We start from the raw sequence: 20,228 nt of genomic DNA, 5'->3' as shown, positions 1-20,228 counted from the left end.
CGCTTTGATCATGAGAACAGACGCGCAGGATGAACTGCCGGAAGCGACTCCCCCGGAGCTCGTGGGAAAAATCGTGATTTCGGTCGACGCCATGGGCGGCGACCATGGGCCGGCTGCCGTGGTAGCCGGCTGTGCCATGTCTGCAAAGAAGAACCCGGAGATCGGCTTCATCCTGCATGGCAATCGCGAGATCCTCGAACCGCTGGTCACGAAACGGCATCTGAAGAATTGCTGCGTGATCCGGGACGCGCCCGATGTGGTCACGATGGAGACAAAACCATCGGTCGTGATGCGTCGAGGCCAGGGGACGTCCATGTGGTCGGCCATCGATTCGGTGCGTCATCACGAGGCGACCGTTGCGGTGTCCTGTGGCAATACCGGCGCGTTGATGGCGCTCTCCATGGTGCGCCTGCGCAAGTTGCCCGGCGTGAACCGTCCCGCGATTGCCTGTCTGTGGCCGTCGCGAAGCGACTCCGGATATGCGGTGATGCTCGATGTCGGCGCCGATATCCGCGCCGATGAAAGCGACCTGCTGCAATATGCGTTGATGGGGTCATCCTATGCCCGCAACGGGCTCAAGATCGCGCGCCCGCGTGTCGGCCTGCTCAATGTCGGCACCGAGGAGCACAAGGGGCGCCCGGAACTGAAAGCTGCCCATAGCCTGATCGCCAATGCCGCGCCTGACTCCAAATTCGAGTTCATCGGATTCGTAGAGGGCGGCGACATTCCGCGCGGGCAAGCCGACGTGATCGTGACCGACGGCTTCACCGGCAATGTCGCGCTCAAGACGGCCGAGGGCACGGCGTCGCTGATCCGCGAGTTCCTCGGCGAGGCATTCCGACACACGATCCTGAGCCGAATCGCCGCGCTTCTGGCCCTGACCTCGCTTCGCCGCCTCGCCAAGCGAACCGATCCACGGCGCGTGAATGGCGGTGTTTTCCTCGGTCTGAACGGAACTGTGGTCAAATCGCACGGCTCGGCGGACGCAACCGGCGTGTCTGCGGCAATCAAACTCGCCTTTCAACTGGCGCAAGCCGGCTTTTCTGACCGTCTTGCGGCGCGGGTGGCCTCGACCTCGGCGCCACGACAGGATATGTCGTGACGCAGCGTTTCTGTTGACGTTAACAGAATCAAGAAAAATCAACCTAGGCAGGCAGGAATGCATCTCAGAGCTGTCGTGCGTGGCGTCGGCCACTACCTTCCCCAGCGAATCGTCGAGAACAGCGAATTCGAAGAGAGCATCGACACCTCGGACGATTGGATCCGTTCCCGCTCCGGTATCGAACGTCGGCATTTCGCAGCCTCCGATGAAACCACCTCTGACCTGGCGACACATGCGGCCCGCAATGCGCTCGCGGATGCCGGGCTGGAGCCGAATGATATCGACGCGATCGTGCTGGCCACGTCGACCGCCGACCTTACCTTTCCCTCCGCCGCCACTATGGTTCAGAACAAGCTGGGCATGACCCGCGGCTTCGCCTTTGACGTGCAGGCCGTTTGCGCGGGGTTCGTTTTCGCGCTCAGCAATGCCAATGCGCTGATCCTGTCGGGACAGGCGAAACGGGTACTGGTGATCGGCGCCGAAACCTTCAGCCGCATCCTGGACATGAAGGATCGTGGCACCTGCGTCCTGTTTGGCGATGGCGCGGGCGCGCTGCTGCTGGAAGCGCAGGAAGGGACCGGCAGCAACGATGATCGCGGGATCCTGTCCACGGATCTCAATTCCGACGGCCGGTATAAGGACATCCTCTATGTCGATGGCGGCGTCTCGACCAACACGACCGGCGTGCTGAAGATGCAGGGCAAGGAAGTGTTCCGCCACGCTGTCGAGAAGCTGGCCACCACCGCCCATACCGCGCTGGAAAAGGTCGGCATGACCGGCGCCGATGTCGACTGGATCGTGCCGCATCAGGCGAATATCCGCATCATCAAGGGCACCGCGAACCGGATGAAAGTGCCGATGGAGCGCGTGATCGTGACCGTGCAGGATCATGGCAACACCTCTGCCGCATCGATTCCCCTCGCCCTCTCGGTGGGCAAGGCCGAAGGACGCATCAAACCCGGCCAACTGGTCGTGACCGAGGCCATCGGCGGTGGTCTTGCCTGGGGCGCGGTCGTGTTGCGCTGGTAAAACGCGGTTGCTGCTGAAATCTTCGGCACCCCAAACGCCCTGCGGACGACGGAGCGAGCCTCGAACCCACTCTTTTTTCCCATGTTTTTCAACATGTTGAAGGTTTTCCTCCGCTTGACGCTTCAGCCGGCGCCGCGTCTCGGCGATGAGCCGCCTATTGCGGCCGAAGATTCATTCTGTCACACAAGTCGTTGATATTGACTGAAATACATAGCTCCCCTACGCTCTTGCCTCAAAACAGGGATGGACAAGTAATGAGCGAAAAGACCTTGACCCGTATGGATCTCAGCGAGTCCGTGTTCCGCGAAGTGGGCTTGTCCCGCAATGAATCGGCACAGCTCGTGGAAAGTGTGCTCCAGCATGTCTCCGACGCCCTGGTGAAGGGAGAGCAGGTAAAAATCTCGTCCTTCGGCACCTTCTCGGTGCGCGACAAGGCCGCGCGTGTCGGCCGCAATCCCAAGACCGGCGAAGAGGTTCCGATTTCGCCGCGCCGTGTGCTGACCTTCCGCCCCTCGCATCTGATGAAGGAGCGGGTCGCCGCAGGCAACCGCAAGTAAGGCCCCTTTCATGAACGGAAAATCCCCAGACGCATTCCGCACCATCAGCGAGGTCGCGGACTGGCTCGGTGTGAACACCCACGTGCTGCGCTTCTGGGAGAGCAAGTTTTCCCAGGTAAAACCAGTAAAACGCGCCGGCGGGCGCCGCTATTACCGCCCCGCCGACATGGAGCTTCTGGGCGGCATCCAGAAGCTGCTGCACGAGGACGGAATGACGATAAAGGGCGTGCAGAAAGTGTTGCGCGACCAGGGCGTCAAGGCGGTCTGCGCGATGTCGAAACCGGTCGATGCGGAGGACGAGGACGCCCCCGCCATTTCCGCTCTTGCGACCACTGCGCCGCAACAGGAACCCCACCCGGAGATGGAGCCGCCCGCAACGGCCGAGGAACCGCCCGCGCCGGAGGTTGTGGCGGCCGCCGACGCGGCGCCGTTGGAACCCGAATCCGGGTCCGAACCAGTGCCCGAGCCGGAACCGCCCCGGGCAAAGGAACCGGCAATGCCGCTCTTCTCGCATCGCACGCCGCCGCCTGCACCCGAGGCCCTCTCCACACGCCCAGAAACTTCCATAAAGAGTGCTCCGACGCCGGAGCCAGCCGAACCGCCGGAACCGGCCGCAACCACACCTTCGGAGGCGGAGACCGTCCCCGAGCGCCCGGCACCGGCAGCCCCGGTCATTGCCCCGCTACCTACCCGCGACATTCCCCTTGCACAGGCCCTCGCCCTGCTCCGCCCGCGCCAGATCGCGGCGGAAAAACTGGTCCCGATTCACGCAGGCATGGTCGCGCTACGGGAACGGATGGAAAGCGCCGGGTGAGCGGGTATTTCGTGGCCAATTGCCTCTTGCCCTCACCGCAGAATACGGTATCAAGCCCGAACGTCGGGCTATGGCGCAGCCTGGTAGCGCGTCCGTCTGGGGGACGGAAGGTCGCAGGTTCGAGTCCTGCTAGCCCGACCATTCACAAAATCGCCCGCGACCCTCGGGGAGCGGGCGTTTTGCTGTCCAGCGGTTGCCATGCGGACACAGGGAGGTGCAGATGAACGGCGTTCTGCCAAGCCAGTCCATCACGCGGATGATCCGGGAGGGCACCATTGCCGCCGATCAACCCTTCGCCAAGGGGCAGGTACAACCGGCAAGCCTCGACCTGCGGCTGGGCAATGCCGCCTACCGGGTGCGCGCGTCCTTCCTTGCCGGAGACGGCCGGTCGGTACGCGACAAGCTCGGCGAGTTCGAGATGCACCGGATCGACCTCTCCGAGGGCGCGGTGCTGGAAAAGAACTGCGTTTATGTCGTGCCGCTGCAAGAACGGCTCGCGCTCCCCACGGGCGTCAACGCCGTGGCGAACGCCAAGTCCTCCACTGGCCGGCTGGACCTGCTAACCCGCGTTATCACCGATGGTGGAACCGAGTTCGACCGAATCGGCAGCGGCTATACTGGACCGCTCTACGCCGAGATCTGCCCGCGCTCCTTCTCGGTGCTGGTGCGTCCGGGCATGCGCCTGAACCAGGTCCGTTTCCGGCAAGGCAAGGTCGAGTTGGACGACGCGACGTTACGCGCTCTGCATGACAAGGTCGGGCTGGTCTCCGGCGAAGCGACAATCTCCGAGGGGCTCGCCTTCTCAGTCGATCTTCAACCGCAAGCTGGCCCCCTCGTCGGCTGGCGCGCCAAGCCCCATGCCGGGGTGATCGACCTCGACAAGATCGGCCATTACGCGCCGCGCGATTTCTGGGAACGGGTGGAGACCGAGGATGGCCGCATCATCCTCGATCCCGGCGCCTTCTACATCCTCGTTAGCCGCGAGGCCGTGCATATCCCGCCCGATTACGCCGCCGAGATGGCGCCATACCTCGCCATGGTCGGCGAGTTCCGCGTCCATTACGCCGGCTTCTTCGATCCGGGATTCGGCCACGCCCCGGCCGGTGGAAGCGGCGCCCGCGGCGTGCTTGAGGTCCGCTGCCACGAAGCCCCCTTCGCGCTGGAACACGGGCAGGTGGTTGGCCGGCTGGTCTATGAACGCATGGCCGAACGCCCCGAGGCACTCTATGGCGAGGGGATCGCCTCGAACTACCAGGGCCAGGGCCTAAAATTGTCGAAACACTTCAAGGCCCCCTAAGCAGTCCCTATCATCTGTTCGGCAAATATCCTGGGGGGAGCGCTCGCATGAGCGCGGGGGGCGACGCCCCCATGCACCACCAACCGACCTCGCAAGGCCCAAATGAAAACGCCCCGGTTTCCCGGGGCGCCCTCGCAATGTCCGATCCGCCTTACTCGGCCGGCTTGATCCGGTGCGGTTCATCCGCCTCCAGATAGGCCTCTTCCTCCGGCGACAGGACGATATCGTCATAGCCGGTGAACATCGGCCGGACATGTTTCCAGATCGAGTGCCCGGTCGTCATCAGGTAGAGATGCATGACGATGAAGGACAGGATCCCGAAAGCCGCCAGCACATGCAGGTTGCCCACGACCTCGATCCAGAAACCCGAACCAGCGGCCGGCTCCCACAGACGATAGGTCAGATAGGCGATACCGGTGATCCAGATCGTCGGGAAGATCGCCAGCTTCAGCGCCAGGTAGGCCATCGCCTGCAGCGGGTTGTGCTTGCGCCAATAGGCCTTCCGATAGGGGTGCTTTTCGCCCTTGAAGATGCCGTAGCTGTAGAAGCGCATGACCTGGAACAACCCGTTCGACGTGGGCACATAGTGTTTCCACGTGCCGGTCGTGAAGTGCCAGAAGATCGCGAAGATCCAGAGCAGCATCAGCAGCAACGCGGCATAGGTGTGCACCAGAACCGCCTGGTCATAGGGGATCCACTCGTGGATGCCGTAGAGACGGAAGCCGGTAAAGGTCATCACGATCACCAGCAGCACCTGTCCCCAGTGCCAGAAGCGTTCGAACGGCGGATAGATCTTGACGAGACGTTCAGCCATCTCACTGCTCCTTCATGTTCTTGCGGCCGAAGAAACGCATGATCGCGTGGATCACGATACCTCCCAGTGTCAGCAGCAGGATCAGCGCGCCCAGCTTGCCGCCCGGTCCCATCGGGTTGGCGCCCGGGATATGGATGCCGGCGATATTGGCCAGACGTCCGTTCTCCTTGTGGCATTCCTCACACTGAACGGCGTCCTTGGACGGAGCCACCATGTGGGTGATCGGCCAGTACATCTCGGTGGAGACGAAGTCGTAGCTGCCCGAATACTCGGTGCCCGACGCCGCCGCGCCCGCCTCGAAGGCCTTGTCCCAATCCCATTTGCCCCAATAGGCCGTGTCGGAACCCGGTCCGAACAGGTGCGGATAGAGCAGACGGTTGCGTTCGGTGTCATAGGGCTGCTTGCCGCGCATCACCTTGAACGGCCAGATACGGCTCTTGTCGTCTTCCTGGCTGCCCGAGATCATGTTCACCTCCACGACCTGGGTCGGGTCGATGTCCATGTCGGCATTGGCATATTCCACCTGACCGTCAAACCAGAAATACTCCGGTTGAAGGTCTTCGCCCCACTCGAAATCGCCCTTCATCGAGACATAGGTCGGCTTCTTCTTGCCGGACTTGGACTCGTATTTGGCGACCTTGAACGGCTTGCCTTCGTCGTTCTTCTTGCCGGCCGTCGACCAGTCCCAGAGGGTCTTGGTCGGCACGCCACCCTTGGCATATTCGGGAATATGGCAAGTCTGGCAGGCAATCTTGTCACGGTGCGAGTTCAGCTTGAAACCGATCAGCGTCAGGCTGTCATGCGGCTCGGTGTCGTGGCAGCTCTCGCAGGTGGCGACATCGTGGCGCTGACCCGGGGGCGGTGCGCCCTCGGTTGCCTTGGCGGTAACGTTGTAGCGCGATCCATGCCATTGGTGCTGGTCAGAGACGTGGCACTCGCTGCAGGTGAAGTTCAGCCCGTCCGAGGCCATGTGAACGTCGATATCCTCGGTCGGATTGTGCAGCACGGAAGACAGGTCGCCATGCTTCACGTTATCGCCGCCACCGCCATAGAAGTGGCAGTTGCCGCAATTGTCCCGATCGGGCTGACCGACGCTTTGGGCCACCAGTTTCAGGTCGACCGGCTTGGCCGGCTTGCCGGTATTGGTAACGGCGCCTTCCTTGACCTCGGTTCCAAAGGGGTTGCCGGCCCCCGCGGGGATCTTGAAATAGGTGTCGGACTTGTCATGGCAGACAAGGCAGTCAACCGCGCTCGCTTCCTGCGGAGGCGGCTCGTTCATGTCCTTCCAGCCGTAGCCGACATGGCAGGAGGTACAACGTGGCTCGTTGGCGGCAACGCCGACACAATAGGAGTTGATCACGTTGTTCTTGCCGAGATCCTGACCGGTATCGGGATGTTCATAATCCCAAGACCAGTGGATCGATTGCTTGACCTGTGTGGCTGCTTCCGTGTGGCAGCTCAGGCAGGCGGTGGTCACTTCGGGCCCTGTCGTGAATTCCTTTTGCAGGGCTTCGAGTTTCGAGTGATCCACCGTGCTGCCGGAGATGTCTCCGGGCGGTGCCGTGGTGTCTTGTGCTGTGGCGGCTCCGGCCCCTGCCAAGGCAAGGGTCAGGCCGACTGCGAACAGCGAGTGTTTGGAGATCATGCAGATATCCCTTCCATCTTCAGATGCTGCGACGGTCCTGATGGGCTTCATGCAACGCTTTTTCCGGGGGGAGATCCATGACCTATGACAGTTTTCGAATATGTCTATATGTTGACCATTTCAAAAATGTATTTTTTAAAAATATCTTTTATGTAAGCGGAAGCCTTTGCTCCACATACAAACAATGCGCAAGGCTGTTATGCAGTATCTGCAATACATCTAATTAGCCAGCGGTGCGCTGATCTACCGCAGCGCCATCTTCCGATTTTTCTATGACTCGAAACCACTTGCCCGGCTTTCGCGCCTTGCCCCGACTGCTGAAAATGGCTGCTACAAGGGTGTCGAAAAACAGCATCAACCTGTTACGGTCTCGGTTCGAAGCGACAATCGATCCCTTGAGGACTTCGCCAGCCTCGAAAAGACCCCGCGCGGCGTGCCGCTTCCAAGGGATCGCGCATCCACGCGCAGATGGCGCCGGAACAGCGCCACGCGGTCGTTGGACAGGATTGGATGGGCCTCAATTCCGCCGGATGCCAGGCACGAAACGGGGCCTACCACCAATGCTCAAGCTGCAGGCCGAAGGTCGTGCCGTTGGTCGCTGTGCCGAAAGCATCCTGATCGGAGATGACGCCCTCATCGCTCCACTCGGCCCAGGTCACGAAGGCCCGGAGCTGCGGTCGGGAGAAATAGCCCTTCTTGCCGAAGCTGTAGAACGGCGCCAGTGTCAGCTTGCTCAACGAGCCCGGATCGCCAGTGTCGCTCTCCACCCAGTCATAGCCCAACTCGAGCGCGACCCCGAAATCCTTGGTAATGTTATATTGCGGACGCACCCCCGCCGAGACCCAGGTTTCGGTGTCATCGCCCAAATCGGTGCGTTGCCAGACCGCCGTTGCCTGTGTCTCCAGATCCTCGCTCGACTTGATCAGCGCCTGGGTCACGAAGCGAACACGGCTGTCATCGCTGCCGGCGGCGGTATTGCCCTTGGAGTCGAAATCGATCCCGGCGCCTCGGCCATACATCAACGCGTTTTTCCACTCGCCCCAGGGCAGTTCGCCATTTTCGGCGTGGAGGCGAACCGAATAGCCATCCTCGCCCGTCTGGTCATCGCCGTCGCCATCGATCCAGGCCAAGCCAACCTCGCCCTTCCAGCCTTGCCAGAGCGGAATATCATGCAGCCGAAGGTCCAGCGTTGTGGAGGTATATTCGAGGTCGTCATCGTCCCGGTCGTAATGGAACAGCGCCGCCGACACGTTCACGCCGCCAAGTGCCACGTTTTCGAGCCCGATCCCGTCGCCCGAAAGGTTCTCGTAGTAGAAATCGGTCATATGCACGTCGCGGCGGCGGTAATAGCGGCGCCCGGCCCACAAGAACGCGTCCGCCATGGCGCCGGAACCGAGCCGTTCGATCCCGAGATAGGCCTGCGCCACATCGCCATCGGCATTGAGATCGCTGCCATAATCGAGTGCATTGGAATCGCCCCAACCATTGAGCATGATCTCGGCCACAAAATCGGACCCGTTGCCCAATGCGCCGCGATACCCAATCGACGCCTCGCCATAAAGGTCGCTCTCATTGCCCAGCCGGTATTTCGAGGCGGCCCCGTTCAGCTTGAACGCGGTGAAGGCCTCGCCGTCGGTCGAGCCGATACCGAAGCGCAGGTAGCCATGGCTGAAAAACCCGTAATCCTCGCCGGAGAGGCTCAAGGGGCCAGCGGTATCGCCCGCACCGAGATCATAATCGAGCGTGTTTTCCTGCGCTTGCGACATGCCTGCAACAAGGGTGATGCTGCACAGGCCAAATCCGAGAAGCCGTTTCATGGGACAACCTCATTGATGCGTGACAATCGCATGGGTCGCCGGATTGAGGCGACCCTTCGGATCGAAGCCTAGGCCCGGTCTCCCGGCTGCACCAACAGGTCCGATACGGATTTTTCCGGATTGAGACTTTGCGGACGCAGGCTCAGGCTTCGCCGTCCTCATCCTCGAACATGTCGGGTTGATCGTCCTCTCCGCCCTCGCCCTCTTCCAGGCCAAAACTGGGCGGCGGGCGGTTGTCCAGCAGGCCGGCGGCGCGCAGGTCCCGCAAGCCGGGCAGGTCGCGGGCGCTCTCGAGGCCGAAATGGTCCAGAAAAGCGGGGGTGACTACGAAGGTCACCGGCCGGCCCGGCGTCATCCGACGGCGGCCGAAGCGAATCCATTCCATCTCCAGCAGCTGGTCAATGGTGCCCCGCGAAACGGAGACACCGCGGATCTCCTCGATCTCGGCCCGCGTGACCGGTTGGTGATAGGCGATGATCGCCAGCGTCTCGATGGCCGCGCGCGAGAGCTTGCGAGTTTCCACCGTTTCCTTCTGCATCAGGAAGCCGAGATCGGGCGCGGTCCGGATCGCCCAACGGTCGGCGATACGCACCACGTTGACGCCCCTGCCCTCGTAGCGCTTGCGCAACCGCTCCAGCGCCGTGATCGCATCCGCGCCATGCGGCATCCGCGCGTTCAGCTCGCCCACAGTGATCGGCTCGGCGGTGGCAAAGAGGATCGCCTCGACCATGCGCTCCTGTTCGCCCTCGGGCGGTGCCTCGAACAGGCTTTCCTCGGGTTGGGCGAGGCTCTCGTCATGTTCAGCCATCACGCCGCTCCTGCGCCGCCCGGATCTGGATCGGGGAAAAGGTCTCGGTCTGGCGGATCGCAATCTTGCCCGCTTTCACCAGCTCCAGCGAGGCGGCAAAGGTGGCCGCCGTGGCCGTGCGCCGGCGCACCGGGTCCAGTTCCCATCCCTCGGGCAGGTAGGACATCAGGTCCGTCCATTCCCCGGCATAGCCCACCAGCGGTTTCAGTCGCTCCAGCGCCTCCTCCATCGTGAAGAGGTTCTTGCGGTCCATCACGAAGGGGCGGAAATCGTCCTTGGTGCGGATGCGGGCATAGGCCTGCATCAGGTCCAGAAGCGAGGCGCTGTAGGTGACCGTGCGCTTGCGCTCCACCGTCTCGATCTCGCCGCGCCCGAAGAAATCCTTGCCCTTCTGGTCGCGCGCCATGAGCTTGGCCGCCGCGTCGCGCATCGCCTGCAGGCGTTCGAGCTGATAGGCGAGGTGCGCGGCCAACTCGTCGCCGGTCGGCCCGTCCTCGCCCGGCTCGGGCGGCAGCAGCAGGCGCGACTTGAGAAAGGCGAGCCACGCGGCCATGACCAGATAGTCCGCCGCCAGTTCGATGCGCAGCGTCTTGGCCTTCTCGACGAAGGTCAGGTATTGCTCGGCCAGCTTCAGCACCGAGATCTTCAGCAGGTCCACCTTCTGCGTGCGCGCGAGCGTCAGCAGCAGGTCCAGCGGGCCTTCGTAGCCATCGACATCGACAATGAGCGCCTCGGCGGCGAGCCTTTCGGCCACCGCTTCGTTCTTCACCGCCTGCACCATGTCCTCAGCCATAGACCTCTCCGCCCAGAAGGCTGCGAAGTTCCTCTTCCACTGCGGGAATGTCAATCGGCTGCGCGGCAAGGCGGCAATCCAGCGCCGAGTCCGCCCGCTCCAGCGCCCGCTCCATCAGCGTACCAGCCGCGCCGATCACCGCTTCCATCTCGCCCATCTCGCCGTTGCAATGCAGGACCAGATCGCATCCGGCGGCGATAGAGGCAGCGCTGCGCTCGGCCACGCCACCATCAAGCGCTTCCATGGAAATGTCGTCGCTCATCAACAGCCCTTTGAAACCGATCTCCTGCCGGATCAGCGACACCATCGCCGGCGATTGCGTCGCGGGGAACTCGGCGTCGAAGGCCAGGTATTTCAGATGTGCAGTCATCGCCAATGGCAAGTCCGCCAGCGCCTTGAAAGGCGCGAAATCCTCCGCCCGCAGCGCCGCCGCTTCGGCCTCCACAACCGGCAGGGCGAGGTGGCTGTCCAGCCGCGCCCGCCCATGGCCGGGAATATGCTTGATCACCGGCAGAACCCCACCCGCCATCAGCCCTTCGGCCGCCGCCCGCGCGCCGGTCACGACACTGGCGACATCCTCGCCGAAACAGCGGTTGCGCAGGAAGGGGTGCGTCTCGGGGCGAGCCAGATCGACGGTAGGGGCGCAGTTGACGTCGATGCCGACGGCGCGCAACTCCTCGGCGATCAACCGGTGGCGCAGGAACATCGCGCGTGCGGCGTTTTTCAGCCCTGCGGCGGTTTGCATCTGCTCCAGTGGCGGGCGCCACTGGCGCCAATGGGGTGGGCGCATCCGCTGCACGCGCCCGCCTTCCTGATCTATCAGGATCGGCGCGTCACGGCCCACGGCCGCGCGCAACTCCGACGTCAGCGCGGCAAGCTGCTCCGGCGTCTCGATATTGCGGGCGAACAGGATGAAGCCCCAAGGCTGCGCCTCGGCGAAGAACTCCCTCTCCTGCGGCAGCAGGCGCGGGCCGGAACAGCCCAGGATCGCCGCCGCAAACGCGCTCACTTGGCGACCACGGGGATGCAGTCGGTCCGCTCGGCCACCAGCGCGGCACAGAAACGGCGCGCATCGGACAGGTCGGCAAAGCCCATCGCGCGCAGCCGCCAGAAGGTCCGCCCACCGGCCTTGGCCTCGACCACGACCTGCGTCTTATCCACCATCAGCCCGTCGAACTTGCCCGAGATCTTGCCCCATGCGGTGCGGGCATCCTCGGCGGTGTCAAAGGCACCGAGCTGGACCAGCCGCGTGCCCTTGGGCACTTCCGCCGCGTCCATGACGGCCGGTGTCGAAGCCACCGAGGCCAGCTTGACCGGCGCACGCGATGTCGGGCGCGCCAACGGCCGCGGCGACATGGCCACGCCGGGGCCGGTCACGGTCGGGGATGCCTGGACATCCGAAAGCGCGGCCTCTTCGACGGCACCCTCGACGGGGTCTGCCACCGGGTCCGCGTCGCTCAGCGGCGTTGCGCCGGCGATGCTGGCATTGGCCAAGGCAATTGCCCGCGCAATCGGGTCATCGGCCGGGACTTCCTGGCTCAGGCTGGCCAATTGCGCGCTTTCATCCGGCGGCAGCAATTCCGCATCATCAGCTTCGGCCGAACTGGCCAGTTCGATATCACTGTCCTTGGAGTCGTCCTTGGACGATGCCGTCAATTGGCCAACGGGCTGATCTTCCTCGGCCAGATCAACCGGTGCGGGCGCCAGTGTCAGCCGCTCCTCGGGCGGAGAGGCGGAACCGGAGGCCTGCACGCCATTGACGGAGAGCCCCGAATGCGACGCGATCTGTCCGCCCGGATTTTCGGGCGCGACCCGCATCGGCCCTTCGAGCGCCCGCACGACCGGCACGCCATGCACATCACGCATGATCTGCTTGTAGCCCCAATAGCCGCCCATCCCGATCACCGCCAGCGACAGAAGCGTGCCGGTTACATGCGCGAAAAGGCGCAGCCTTCCCGGCCCGGCCGCGCGATACGTCTCGGACTGCACCTGCATTCCGTCATCGAAATCATTGTAATGATAGTGTTCCTGAGCCGACTCATAAGCTCCGGACCCGTGGGCCTGTCCCCGGTTCATGTCACTGCGCCTCGTTTCTCGCCCGCGAAAGGTCGAAAAACGAACCGTAACGCGGGGCTATTGCTTGCCTGCCTTTGCCCCGCGACGCTGTTCGTCAGCGCATTTCTTCAACCGGGGTCACGCCCAAGATACCAAGACCGGTGGAAATCACAACGGAGACGGCACGCGCGAGCGCAATTTTCGCCTGCGACGTGGCAGGATCGTCCTCCTGCAGGAATCGCAGCTCCGTCTCGTCGTTTCCACGATTCCAGAGCGCGTGAAGATCGCCCGCCAACTCATAGAGATAGAAGGCAATTCTGTGCGGTTCGTGCGTACGGGCCGCGATCTCGAGCAGGCGTGGCCATTCGGCCACTTTTGCCGCCAGCGAAAGCTCGGCGTCATGGGTCATGCCCGAAAGGTCGGCTCCGGCAAGCGTCGTGTCATCCACGGCGATGCCTGCGGCTGCCGCCTTGCGCAGCACCGATTTCACCCGCGCATGGGCATATTGGACATAGAAGACCGGGTTGTCCTTGCTCTGCTCCAGCACCTTGTCGAAGTCGAAATCGAGCGGCGCGTCGTTCTTGCGGGTGAGCATGACGAAGCGCGTCACGTCGGAACCGACCTGGTCCACCACGTCGCGCAAGGTCACGAACGTGCCCGCGCGCTTGGACATCTTGAAGGGTTCGCCATTCTTGTAGAGCTTCACCAGCTGCGTGAGCTTGATATCGAGCGGCACCTTGCCATCGGAGAGCGCCGAGACCGCCGCCTTCATCCGCTTGACGTATCCGCCATGGTCCGCCCCGAAAATGTCGATCAGCGCATCGTAACCGCGTTCCACCTTGTCGAAATGATAGGCGATGTCGGGGGCGAAATAGGTCCAGGAGCCATCGGATTTCTTCACCGGGCGGTCCACGTCATCGCCATGTTCGGTGGATTTGAACAGCGTCTGCTCGCGCGGCTCCCAATCTTCCGGCTTCTTGCCCTTGGGCGGCTCCAGCACGCCCTCGTAGATCAGGCCCTTGCTCTCCAGCGAGGCCAGCGCCGCCTCGATCAGGCCGGTGCCATAGAGGGACTTCTCGGAGAAGAACCTGTCCATCTTCACACCGAGCGCGGCCAGGTCCTCGCGGATCAGCGCCATCATCGCGTCGGTCGAAAAGTTGCGGACATCCTCCAGCCAGACCTCTTCGGGCTGGTCGACATAGGCATCGCCCACCTTCTGCTTGAGCGCCTCGCCCGTCTCGATCAGGTAATCGCCGGGATAGGTGCCATCGGGGAAGGCCACCTCCTGCCCATGCGCCTCCAGGTAGCGCAGGTAGACCGAGCGGGCGAGCGTATCGACCTGCCCGCCGCCATCGTTGATGTAGTATTCCCGCGTCACCTCGTGGCCGGCGAAATCCAAAAGCGAGGCCAGCGCGTCACCGAAGACCGCGCCACGGGTATGGCCCACATGCAGCGGTCCGGTCGGGTTGGCGGAAACGTATTCGACATTGACCCGCTTGCCCTGCCCCATGTCGGAGCGGCCATAATCGGCGCCCTGCTCCAGAACCGCACGTACCACGCCCGCCCAGACCGGCCCTGCCAGCCGCAGGTTCAGGAACCCGGGACCGGCCACATCCACGGTGGCAACGCGTTCGTCATCGGCCAGCCTGGCGGCCAGCGCCTCGGCAATATCGCGCGGCTTGCGCTTCGCAGGCTTGGCCAGAACCATCGCGGCGTTGGTGGCCATGTCGCCATGCAGCGGATCGCGCGGTGGTTCGACGGCGACATTGGAGAAGTCCAGCCCCTCGGGCAGAACGCCCTCGGCCACCAGCGCATCGAGCGCATCGGTCACGAGGGTACGGATATCGGCATAAATGTTCATGGATCAGGCTCCGCTGGCGTTGCCGGGCGGTGTACCACGGAGACGGGCGGGGTCAATGGTGGCGCTGTTGGCGGGCCAAAGTCACAGGGCTTCGGAATCCCGCCCAAAAGCGCCGCCTACCCGCACAACCGCGCATGTTCCTGCAACGCGAAGCGGTCCGTCATTCCGGCCACGTAATCGGCCACCACCCGCGCCAGCGCTGTCGGACCCTCGGCGCAGGCCACGTCTTCCTGCCACGCCGCCGGCATCAGCGACGGATCGCTCATGAAGAGCGGGAAGAGGTCTTCAACCACCCGGCTCACCCGCGCGCGCTCCGCCATCACTGCCGGTGCACGATACATGCGCGAGAACAGGAACGCCCGGATCGCCTCGATCTGCTGCCAGACCGGCCGGGAGAATTGCACCACGGGCTTTCCGTAGTCGCGCACGTCCTGCGCGCATGTCGGCGCCGCCTCGGCCAGAAGCCGCCGGGAGGTGTCGATCACATCGGTCACCATCACGCCGAAGACCCGCCGCAGCGCCTCGTGGCGCCGCCGCTTCACGTCCAGATCCGGCCAGAGCGCGTCCACTTCCGCATAGGCCGGCCCGACGATCGGCAGGGTCGAGACCTCGGCATCGGTAAAGAGCCCCGCCCGCAGACCGTCCAGAAGGTCATGGTTGTTATAGGCAATATCGTCCGAAATCGCGGCCACCTGCGCTTCGGCGCTGGCATGGGTGTGCAGTTCCAGATCGTGCAGCGCGTTGTATTCCTTCAGCCGGTAAGGCAGCGGCCCGGTCACCGGTCCGTTATGCTTGGCGATCCCTTCCAGCGTCTCCCAGGTCAGGTTCAGCCCGTCGAACCCGGCATAATGCCGCTCCAGCGCGGTCACAATGCGAATGGCCTGGGCGTTATGATCGAACCCGCCATGCGGCGCCATCAGCGCATGCAACGCGTCCTCTCCGGTATGGCCAAAGGGCGTGTGGCCGAGGTCATGCGCCAGCGCCACCGCCTCCGTCAACTCCTGGTTCAGCCCCAGCGTGCCGGCTATGGTGCGCGCGACCTGCGCCACCTCGATGGAATGGGTGAGCCGGGTGCGGAAATAATCCCCCTCATGCTCGACAAACACTTGCGTCTTGTGCTTGAGCCGGCGAAAGGCTGAGGAGTGGATGATGCGGTCCCTGTCGCGTTGGAACGGCGAGCGAAAGGTGCTCATTTCTTCGTTGTACAGCCGTCCTCGGCTGTCGGCGGGGTCGCAAGCATAACGGGCGAGGTTCATGGGAATCCTTGTTGAGCCGTTCCACGCGCCATATATCCAATATATTGACGGAATGCGACGGGACATTGGAGCCATTACATGCAGTTGACCCTGCCCCCCAAGGTGACGGAACGCGCTTTCGAGCGTCTGGCCGAGATTGATGCCGCCCCGCAGGCCCTCCGCGTGGCGGTCGAAGGCGGCGGCTGTTCCGGCTTTCAATACGAAATCATGCTCGACGAGCCCAAGCCGGACGACCTCGTGATCGAGGGCAACGGCCAGAAGGTCGTGGTGGATTCCGTCTCCCTGCCCTTCCTCGAAAACGCCACCATCGACTTCTCCGACGAGTTGATCGGTGCGCGGTTTACCGTGGAAAACCCCAACGCGACCTCCTCATGCGGCTGCGGCACCAGTTTCTCCATGTAAAAGCCCGCTCCAAAGCGAAATTTACGCTCGTCCTGCCCGGCGGGCTCTCGTAACCTGCAGCGAAAAGCGGGACGCTTGAGGGAGCCGAGCAATGGAGACAGACGATGAGAGAGCCGAGATTCACTGGGGCGTGATGTTGGTCCTGCTCGTTTCAGCATTCCTGCTGGAGCCACTTTTCGGCTCCTCCAAGGTGATCGAAGTGACAAGCCTTGTCCTGTTCGAGCTGACGATCGTGGGATCGATCATCATGAGTGCAAAGGCTCGATGGCTCCGCGCCGCTGGCGGGGCGCTTGCGTTGATCTGGTTTTCCTATTCCTTGCTGGCCGTCTTCGGCATTCGGATGAGCGGTAACCTCGCCTATCTCACGGTGATCCTCGTGCTCGGTGCGCTCGCCGTTACCTTCCGGATCCTGCTCCGTGAAGGGCGTGGCAATGTCGAAACCCTGCTGGGTGCGATCTTCGGCTACCTGCTGCTCGGCATGGCCTGGGCAATGCTCTACGTCCAGATCGAGCGCAACTTCCCCGGCTCCTTCGCCATGCCCGAGGGGGCCGATATCTGGTCCACAATGCTGTATTTCAGCCTCGTAACCCTGACGACGCTCGGCTATGGCGACATCCTTCCCAATAGCTCGCTTGCGATGATGTCCGCGGGCTTCGAAGCGGTGGTGGGCGTGCTGTATATCGCCGTCATGGTCGGCAGTATCGTGGGCAACCTCAAGGCGGAGCGCCGGCGCTGAGTTCTTCTGGCAAACGGTTTGCATCACCCGATCTGCCGCTTTAGGGTGCTGGGCACGCTCAACAGGGCACCGGCCAGACAAGCTGCCCCTGCAAATTCATCCCCCATTACAGATTGAGAGGCTCCCATGAGCACCGCCAAAGCGGGCGATACCGTCCGGATTCATTACACGGGCACACTGACCGACGGCTCCACTTTCGACTCGTCGCAAGGGCGCGATCCGCTCGAGTTCGTCATCGGCAGCGGACAGATCATCCCGGGCCTCGACGCCGCCATGCCCGGCATGGCCGTCGGCGAGAACAAGACCGTCTCCATTCCCTGCGCCGAAGCCTATGGCGAGGCCGACCCTTCGCGCCTGCAACAGGTGCCGCGCGGCGAGATCCCCGACCACATCCCGCTCGAAGCCGGCCTGGTGCTGCAGGCACAGGGCCCGGACGGAAACGTGATTCAGTTCACGGTACGCGAATTCAACGACGAGGCTGTCACGCTCGACGCCAATCACCCGCTGGCCGGCAAGGACCTGATCTTCGAGGTCGAGCTGGTTTCCATCGGCTGACAGCGGTTGACCCCGCCCCCATTCCCGGGCTTTCTGTGAGCCCGGGCATTCGGCCCGGCGAGGCGACGACCGGGGAGCGGGCATGAAGATCGCATCTTTCAACATCAACGGCATCAAGGCACGCCATCCGGCCCTTTGCGACTGGCTGGACGAGGCGCAGCCCGACGTGGCGTTGTTGCAGGAGATCAAGTCCGTCGACGAGAATTTCCCGCGCGAGATCTTCGAGGAGCGCGGCTACAACGTCGAAACCCACGGCCAGAAGGGCTTCAACGGCGTGGCGATCCTGTCCAAACTGCCGCTGGAGGATGTGACCCGGGGCCTTCCCGGCGATGACACGGACGAACAAGCCCGCTGGATCGAGGCGACGGTGACGGGTGCGAAGAGCGCCATTCGTCTTTGCGGCCTCTACCTTCCCAATGGCAACCCCTGCCCCGGCCCCAAATACGACTACAAGCTGGGCTGGATGAAGCGCCTCAAGGCGCGCGCGGCCGAGCTTATGGCCGCCGAGGAACCCGCGCTGATGGCGGGCGACTACAACATCATTCCGCTCGACGAGGACGCCGCCCGCCCCGAGGTGTGGCATGAGGATGCGCTCGCGCGGCCCGAAAGCCGCCGCGCTTTCCGCGAAATCGTCAATCTCGGTTTTACCGAAGCCTTCCGTGCCCGCACCCGCGGCCCGGGCCATTACACGTTCTGGGACTACCAGGCCGGTGCCTGGGACCGCAATGACGGCATCCGGATCGACCATTTCCTGCTGACACCCCAGGCCGCCGACCATCTGGTCGATTGCCGGGTCGACAAGGAGATCCGCAACCGCCCGAAACCGTCGGACCATGTGCCGATCTGGGTGGAACTGGATATCTGAGCGCGTCGCTCAGAGCGGCCAGACCACCAGGATCACCGGCAAGGCGACGGCGAGCACCAGCAGCTCGAGCGGCAGGCCCATCCGCCAGTAATCCCCGAAACGATACCCGCCCGGCCCTAGGATGATCGTGTTGTTCTTGTGCCCGATGGGCGTGAGGAAGGCGCAGGAAGCGGCAACGGCAACGCCCATCAGGAAGGCGTCCGGGTTGGTGCCGGTCGCCTGCGCCAGCCCGACCCCGATCGGCGCGGCGATCAGCGTGGTGGCGACATTGTTGAGGAAGTCCGACAGCGTCATCGTCACCACCATCAGCACCAGCAGCGTGCTCCATGCCGGCCAGCCGCCGGTGACGCCGACGATGCTCCCCGCGATCAGCTCCGCCCCGCCCGACCTCTCGAACGCGTCGGCCAGCGGAATCAAGCTTGCCAGCAGGACGATCACTTTCCACTCCACCGCCTCGTAGACCTCCCGCCCGCCGACCAGTCCGAGCGCGGCATAAGCCACGACGCATCCGGCCAGCGCCAGAAGCAGCGGCGCGATGCCGGCCACCGCAAGGAGAATGGCAAGGCCGAAGATGCCTAGGGCAAGCCCGGCCTTCGAGCGTTGCATGACCGCCGTCCTGCGGCCTTCAAGCGGCAACACCCCCAGCCAGTTGGTGGCGGCCGCGATGCGCTCGGGCGTTCCCAACAGCAGCAGCACGTCGCCCGGGCGGATCGTCAACAGTCTCACCCGGTCATGGAACCGTTGGCCATTGCGGGCCACGCCGAGCAGCGTCACCGAATGACCGTGGAGCAACCGCAGGCTCCGCGCGGTCCGGCCGGCAATCCGCGCGCCTTCCGGCACAATCGCCTCGGCCAGCGTGAGGCTTTCAGAGGCAACGCCGCCCTTGTGGTTCTCGGAGCCGACGAAATCCAGCGCCGCCTGCCCCATGAAGGTCTCGATCGCCTTGGGATCGCCCTCGACGACGATGAAATCACCCGGGCGGATCGGCTCGCGCGCGGCAAAACCGGGCCTGCGACGCCCCGAGCGCACAAGACCGAGGATGTTCAGGTCGAGCTCTTCGGCCAGCGGATAGAGCTCGCCCACCATCGTGTCACCATCGGCCGCCTTCTCGCCGACCCGAAGTTCGGCGACATACCGGCCCTGCGCCGCCTCGGAAACGAACGCGCCCGCGCCTTCGCGCCGCGGCAGGAGCCGCCAGCCGACGAGCGCCACGAAGGCCACGCCCGCCACGGAGACCGCAAGCCCGACCGGGGCAAAATCCAGCATCCCGAACGGCTCGCCGAGCGCATCCTGCCGGTAACCGGCGATGACGATATTGGGCGGCGTCCCGATCAGCGTGACCATGCCGCCAAGGATGGTGGCGAAGGAGAGCGGCATGAGCGTCCGTCCCGCCGCGCGTTTCGCCTTGCGCGCGGCCTCCATGTCCAGCGGCATCAACAGCGACAGCGCGGCGACATTGTTGATCACCGCCGAGAGCGCGGCGCCGACCGTCGCCATCGCGGCGATATGCAAAGGGACCGGGCGCTCATTGTCGATCAGGTGCGCGGACAGAAGCTCCACCGCGCCGGAGCTCATCAGCCCGCGGGACACGATCAGCACCAGCGCGATGATCGCAACCGCCGGATGCGCGAAGCCAGAGAACATGCCGTCAACCGGCACCAGCCCGAGCGCTGTGGCCACCACAAGCGCCGCGAACGCCACGAGATCATACCGGACACGCCCGTGAATGAGCAGGACGAAGACTGCGGCGAAGATCAGGAAAATGAGAGTCTGGTCGCTTGGCATGGCTGAGTCCTTTGTGCTGCCATGCTGGACTGCGACA

19 protein-coding genes and 1 tRNA gene are annotated in these 20,228 nt (G+C 63.6%); 10 read left to right on the top strand and 10 right to left on the bottom strand.

Translation table 11 applies throughout. From position 1 onward, the window contains the following. Positions 1-10 precede the first annotated feature (10 nt). The 6 genes from plsX to AX756_RS05100 all read left to right on the top strand — a co-directional run bounded on the left by plsX (position 11) and on the right by AX756_RS05100 (position 4,799). Positions 11-1,102 (top strand): phosphate acyltransferase PlsX, encoded by a 1,092-nt coding sequence (gene plsX, locus AX756_RS05125; protein WP_068309343.1) that lies wholly within the window; start codon positions 11-13, stop codon positions 1,100-1,102. 57 nt (positions 1,103-1,159) lie between these two features. Next, entirely contained in the window at positions 1,160-2,131 is a 972-nt protein-coding gene (locus AX756_RS05120) for a beta-ketoacyl-ACP synthase III (RefSeq protein WP_068309342.1), read from the top strand. Between the two features lie 254 nt (positions 2,132-2,385). Further along, positions 2,386-2,688, top strand: a complete 303-nt coding sequence (ihfA, locus tag AX756_RS05115; protein ID WP_068309341.1) for an integration host factor subunit alpha — start codon at positions 2,386-2,388, stop codon at positions 2,686-2,688. Positions 2,689-2,698: 10 nt separating this feature from the next. Next, on the top strand, positions 2,699-3,502 hold the full coding sequence (locus AX756_RS25005) for a MerR family transcriptional regulator (protein WP_082738943.1): 804 nt from the start codon (positions 2,699-2,701) through the stop codon (positions 3,500-3,502). A gap of 64 nt (positions 3,503-3,566) precedes the next feature. Then, positions 3,567-3,643, top strand: a tRNA-Pro gene (locus AX756_RS05105). Between the two features lie 79 nt (positions 3,644-3,722). After that, positions 3,723-4,799: a 2'-deoxycytidine 5'-triphosphate deaminase gene (locus AX756_RS05100; RefSeq protein ID WP_068309340.1), complete on the top strand. Its 1,077-nt coding sequence runs from the start codon at positions 3,723-3,725 to the stop codon at positions 4,797-4,799. Positions 4,800-4,950: 151 nt separating this feature from the next. Here the strand turns inward: AX756_RS05100 and AX756_RS05095 are convergent, their stop codons facing one another. From AX756_RS05095 to AX756_RS05055, 9 genes are all read right to left on the bottom strand, one after another. Then, on the bottom strand, positions 4,951-5,613 hold the full coding sequence (locus AX756_RS05095; RefSeq protein ID WP_068309338.1) for a cytochrome b/b6 domain-containing protein: 663 nt from the start codon (positions 5,611-5,613) through the stop codon (positions 4,951-4,953). A gap of 1 nt (position 5,614) precedes the next feature. Beyond that, the gene (locus tag AX756_RS05090; protein ID WP_068309560.1) at positions 5,615-7,258 is read right to left on the bottom strand and encodes a tetrathionate reductase family octaheme c-type cytochrome; all 1,644 of its coding nucleotides are present in this window, start codon (positions 7,256-7,258) and stop codon (positions 5,615-5,617) included. A gap of 551 nt (positions 7,259-7,809) precedes the next feature. Continuing rightward, a complete protein-coding gene (locus tag AX756_RS05085) occupies positions 7,810-9,075 on the bottom strand; it encodes a maltoporin (protein WP_068309336.1) in 1,266 nt (421 codons plus the stop codon). Between the two features lie 142 nt (positions 9,076-9,217). Next, positions 9,218-9,883 carry an SMC-Scp complex subunit ScpB gene (gene scpB / locus AX756_RS05080; RefSeq protein ID WP_068309333.1) on the bottom strand — a complete coding sequence of 222 codons (666 nt, stop codon included), beginning with the start codon at positions 9,881-9,883 and terminating at the stop codon, positions 9,218-9,220. Then, positions 9,876-10,676: a segregation and condensation protein A gene (locus tag AX756_RS05075; protein ID WP_068309332.1), complete on the bottom strand. Its 801-nt coding sequence runs from the start codon at positions 10,674-10,676 to the stop codon at positions 9,876-9,878. Before AX756_RS05075 ends, scpB begins: the two co-directional genes overlap by 8 nt. Next, positions 10,669-11,685 (bottom strand): beta-N-acetylhexosaminidase, encoded by a 1,017-nt coding sequence (gene nagZ / locus AX756_RS05070; RefSeq protein ID WP_068309328.1) that lies wholly within the window; start codon positions 11,683-11,685, stop codon positions 10,669-10,671. The genes AX756_RS05075 and nagZ overlap by 8 nt, the downstream gene beginning before the upstream one ends. Next, complete coding sequence (locus AX756_RS05065) at positions 11,682-12,752, bottom strand: SPOR domain-containing protein (RefSeq protein WP_068309327.1); 1,071 nt, start codon at positions 12,750-12,752, stop codon at positions 11,682-11,684. Before AX756_RS05065 ends, nagZ begins: the two co-directional genes overlap by 4 nt. A gap of 94 nt (positions 12,753-12,846) precedes the next feature. Next, positions 12,847-14,592 (bottom strand): arginine--tRNA ligase, encoded by a 1,746-nt coding sequence (argS, locus tag AX756_RS05060; protein WP_068309326.1) that lies wholly within the window; start codon positions 14,590-14,592, stop codon positions 12,847-12,849. A gap of 116 nt (positions 14,593-14,708) precedes the next feature. Further along, the gene (locus tag AX756_RS05055) at positions 14,709-15,848 is read right to left on the bottom strand and encodes a deoxyguanosinetriphosphate triphosphohydrolase (protein WP_068309324.1); all 1,140 of its coding nucleotides are present in this window, start codon (positions 15,846-15,848) and stop codon (positions 14,709-14,711) included. Between the two features lie 84 nt (positions 15,849-15,932). Here AX756_RS05055 and AX756_RS05050 point away from each other — a divergent pair, with 84 nt between their 5' ends. From AX756_RS05050 to xth, 4 genes are all read left to right on the top strand, one after another. Then, the gene (locus AX756_RS05050) at positions 15,933-16,250 is read left to right on the top strand and encodes a HesB/IscA family protein (protein WP_068309559.1); all 318 of its coding nucleotides are present in this window, start codon (positions 15,933-15,935) and stop codon (positions 16,248-16,250) included. 91 nt (positions 16,251-16,341) lie between these two features. Continuing rightward, positions 16,342-16,986 carry a potassium channel family protein gene (locus AX756_RS05045; protein ID WP_068309320.1) on the top strand — a complete coding sequence of 215 codons (645 nt, stop codon included), beginning with the start codon at positions 16,342-16,344 and terminating at the stop codon, positions 16,984-16,986. A gap of 126 nt (positions 16,987-17,112) precedes the next feature. Further along, positions 17,113-17,541, top strand: coding sequence for an FKBP-type peptidyl-prolyl cis-trans isomerase (locus tag AX756_RS05040; RefSeq protein WP_068309317.1), 429 nt, complete (start codon positions 17,113-17,115; stop codon positions 17,539-17,541). 82 nt (positions 17,542-17,623) lie between these two features. Then, entirely contained in the window at positions 17,624-18,406 is a 783-nt protein-coding gene (gene xth / locus AX756_RS05035; RefSeq protein WP_068309315.1) for an exodeoxyribonuclease III, read from the top strand. Positions 18,407-18,415: 9 nt separating this feature from the next. Here xth and AX756_RS05030 read toward each other — a convergent pair whose 3' ends face one another. Beyond that, a complete protein-coding gene (locus AX756_RS05030) occupies positions 18,416-20,191 on the bottom strand; it encodes an SLC13 family permease (RefSeq protein ID WP_068309558.1) in 1,776 nt (591 codons plus the stop codon). Positions 20,192-20,228: the final 37 nt, after the last annotated feature.

Origin of the sequence: Aliiruegeria sabulilitoris (assembly GCF_001558155.1) — a bacterium.
In the GTDB taxonomy this organism is placed as follows: domain Bacteria; phylum Pseudomonadota; class Alphaproteobacteria; order Rhodobacterales; family Rhodobacteraceae; genus Tropicimonas; species Tropicimonas sabulilitoris.
Note: the sequence above shows the minus strand (reverse complement) of the source record. Positions and strands in the feature narration are given on the sequence as shown.

Excerpts from the sequence above, each read along its gene's own strand:
- plsX (WP_068309343.1), top strand. The coding sequence starts at position 11 with ATGAGAACAGACGCGCAGGATGAACTGCCGGAAGCGACTCCCCCGGAG.
- AX756_RS05120 (WP_068309342.1), top strand. The coding sequence starts at position 1,160 with ATGCATCTCAGAGCTGTCGTGCGTGGCGTCGGCCACTACCTTCCCCAG.
- ihfA (WP_068309341.1), top strand. The coding sequence starts at position 2,386 with ATGAGCGAAAAGACCTTGACCCGTATGGATCTCAGCGAGTCCGTGTTC.
- AX756_RS25005 (WP_082738943.1), top strand. The coding sequence starts at position 2,699 with ATGAACGGAAAATCCCCAGACGCATTCCGCACCATCAGCGAGGTCGCG.
- AX756_RS05100 (WP_068309340.1), top strand. The coding sequence starts at position 3,723 with ATGAACGGCGTTCTGCCAAGCCAGTCCATCACGCGGATGATCCGGGAG.
- AX756_RS05095 (WP_068309338.1), bottom strand. The coding sequence starts at position 5,613 with ATGGCTGAACGTCTCGTCAAGATCTATCCGCCGTTCGAACGCTTCTGG.
- AX756_RS05090 (WP_068309560.1), bottom strand. The coding sequence starts at position 7,258 with ATGATCTCCAAACACTCGCTGTTCGCAGTCGGCCTGACCCTTGCCTTG.
- AX756_RS05085 (WP_068309336.1), bottom strand. The coding sequence starts at position 9,075 with ATGAAACGGCTTCTCGGATTTGGCCTGTGCAGCATCACCCTTGTTGCA.
- scpB (WP_068309333.1), bottom strand. The coding sequence starts at position 9,883 with ATGGCTGAACATGACGAGAGCCTCGCCCAACCCGAGGAAAGCCTGTTC.
- AX756_RS05075 (WP_068309332.1), bottom strand. The coding sequence starts at position 10,676 with ATGGCTGAGGACATGGTGCAGGCGGTGAAGAACGAAGCGGTGGCCGAA.
- AX756_RS05065 (WP_068309327.1), bottom strand. The coding sequence starts at position 12,752 with ATGAACCGGGGACAGGCCCACGGGTCCGGAGCTTATGAGTCGGCTCAG.
- argS (WP_068309326.1), bottom strand. The coding sequence starts at position 14,592 with ATGAACATTTATGCCGATATCCGTACCCTCGTGACCGATGCGCTCGAT.
- AX756_RS05055 (WP_068309324.1), bottom strand. The coding sequence starts at position 15,848 with ATGAACCTCGCCCGTTATGCTTGCGACCCCGCCGACAGCCGAGGACGG.
- AX756_RS05045 (WP_068309320.1), top strand. The coding sequence starts at position 16,342 with ATGGAGACAGACGATGAGAGAGCCGAGATTCACTGGGGCGTGATGTTG.
- AX756_RS05040 (WP_068309317.1), top strand. The coding sequence starts at position 17,113 with ATGAGCACCGCCAAAGCGGGCGATACCGTCCGGATTCATTACACGGGC.
- xth (WP_068309315.1), top strand. The coding sequence starts at position 17,624 with ATGAAGATCGCATCTTTCAACATCAACGGCATCAAGGCACGCCATCCG.
- AX756_RS05030 (WP_068309558.1), bottom strand. The coding sequence starts at position 20,191 with ATGCCAAGCGACCAGACTCTCATTTTCCTGATCTTCGCCGCAGTCTTC.